The sequence below is a fragment of the Streptococcus sp. SR4 genome (assembly GCF_000517725.1).
GTDB lineage: Bacteria > Bacillota > Bacilli > Lactobacillales > Streptococcaceae > Streptococcus > Streptococcus salivarius_F.
The window spans coordinates 1-1,616 of the sequence record NZ_AZYW01000005.1 but is presented as its reverse complement, the minus strand read 5'-3'; the positions used below and the strand labels follow the sequence as shown (position 1 = coordinate 1,616).

1 protein-coding gene is annotated in these 1,616 nt (G+C 44.9%); it reads right to left on the bottom strand.

The genetic code is table 11. The annotated features are described in order from the left end of the window. Positions 1-233: 233 nt before the first annotated feature. On the bottom strand, positions 234-1,616 hold a 1,383-nt coding region (locus HMPREF1519_RS00025), incomplete at its 5' end, for an Ig-like domain-containing protein (protein WP_156024864.1).

The window sequence follows — 1,616 nt, the reverse complement described above, 5'->3', positions numbered from 1 at the left end:
TGTCGCTTTTCATTATAGTTCTTATGGGACTTTTTGTGTACACTCAAAAAGCTCCATAATCTCTACAGTGATTTTACCCACTACAGAAATTATAGAGCCATGATTTCCCAAACCACTAGTACAACTAGTCGCTTTCAAGAGACCAAAAGACTCACCCCAGTTTTGGGATGAGTCTTTTCGTTTGAAAACTCAGATGACTTATTAAATCACTTCTACAAGTTTATTAATTTATCTTAGTCTTCTTTTTTACGCTTACCTGCCAAGGTAAGTCCAAATGCTGCAAGAACTCCTCCTAGTACTACAGCTGCAGTTGATGCTTCTTCTCCTGTCGCTGGAAGGGTAGAAGTATCTTTTTGAGCTGCTGAAATAGACGCTCTTGCTTTCAGATTCATGTGCTTATCTGATGAATCCACTGCCAGAACATCTACAACTGGTGATGGTTTCACAGTCGTTTGGGCAACATCAGAACCTTTACCATTATTAAAGGTATCTGTTGATCCACCCCTTGTTGCAAGCATTGGGGCGCTAGCATCTGAGACATTACCTGCTGGGTCTGTCGCTGTCGCTGTCACATTACCTTCTGGAATATCAACCATTGGCGCGATTGTAGCTTTACCATTAGTATCAGCTGTAGCTTCACCAATCTTGTTGCCATCTTTATCGTAGAGGGCAACTGTTGATCCTGGTTCCGCAATAACATCGATTGGTGTACGAGTACCTGCCTTACCTGTAAGGTCAGTGTTCACAACCGGTGCTGACGGAGCAGTCGTATCAATTCCTTTACCTACAGTCACTGATGTTGGGCGAGAGGTGTTGCCTGCTTCATCTGTTGCAGTCACAGATACTGTAGCACCTTCGTTCAAACCACTTACTGGAACGCTGAAGTTACCTTCTTTGTCAGCCTTCGCTGATACTTTAGAGCCATCTGGAAGAGTAACTTCTACGGTTGATTCTGCTTCGGCTGTACCTGTTACTGCAGTAGTACCTGCTTTAACTGGGTTTACAACCGGTGCTGTTGGAGCTGTTGTATCAGTTCCCTTACCTACAGTCACTGATGTTGGGTTAGAAGTGTTGCCTGCTTTATCTGTCGCAGTCACAGATACTGTAGCACCTTCGTTCAAACCACTTACTGGAACGCTGAAGTTACCATCTTGGTCTGCTGTTGCTGATACCTTAGAGCCATCTGGAAGAGTGACTTCTACGGTTGAGCCTGCTTCAGCAGTACCTGTTACTGCAGTATCACCTGCTTTAACGGTGTTCACAACTGGTGCTAGTGGAGCTGTCTTATCATCTGCTTTCGCTACAGTTGCAGTTGTCGCATCTGACTTATTACCAGCTTCGTCTGTCGCAGTGACAGAGACTGTGTCACCTTCGTTCAAGCCACTTACCGGAACACTGTAGTTTCCATCTTGATCAGCTGTTGCTGATACTTTAGAGCCATCTGGAAGAGTAACTTCTACGGTTGATCCTGCTTCGGCTGTACCTGTTACTGCAGTATCACCTGCTTTAACAGTATTCACAACTGGCGCTGCTGGAGCTGTTGTGTCAGTTGCCTTAGCTGGGTCACTTGGAACAGATACATTACCAGCTGGATCTGTAGCTTTAACTGTCACATT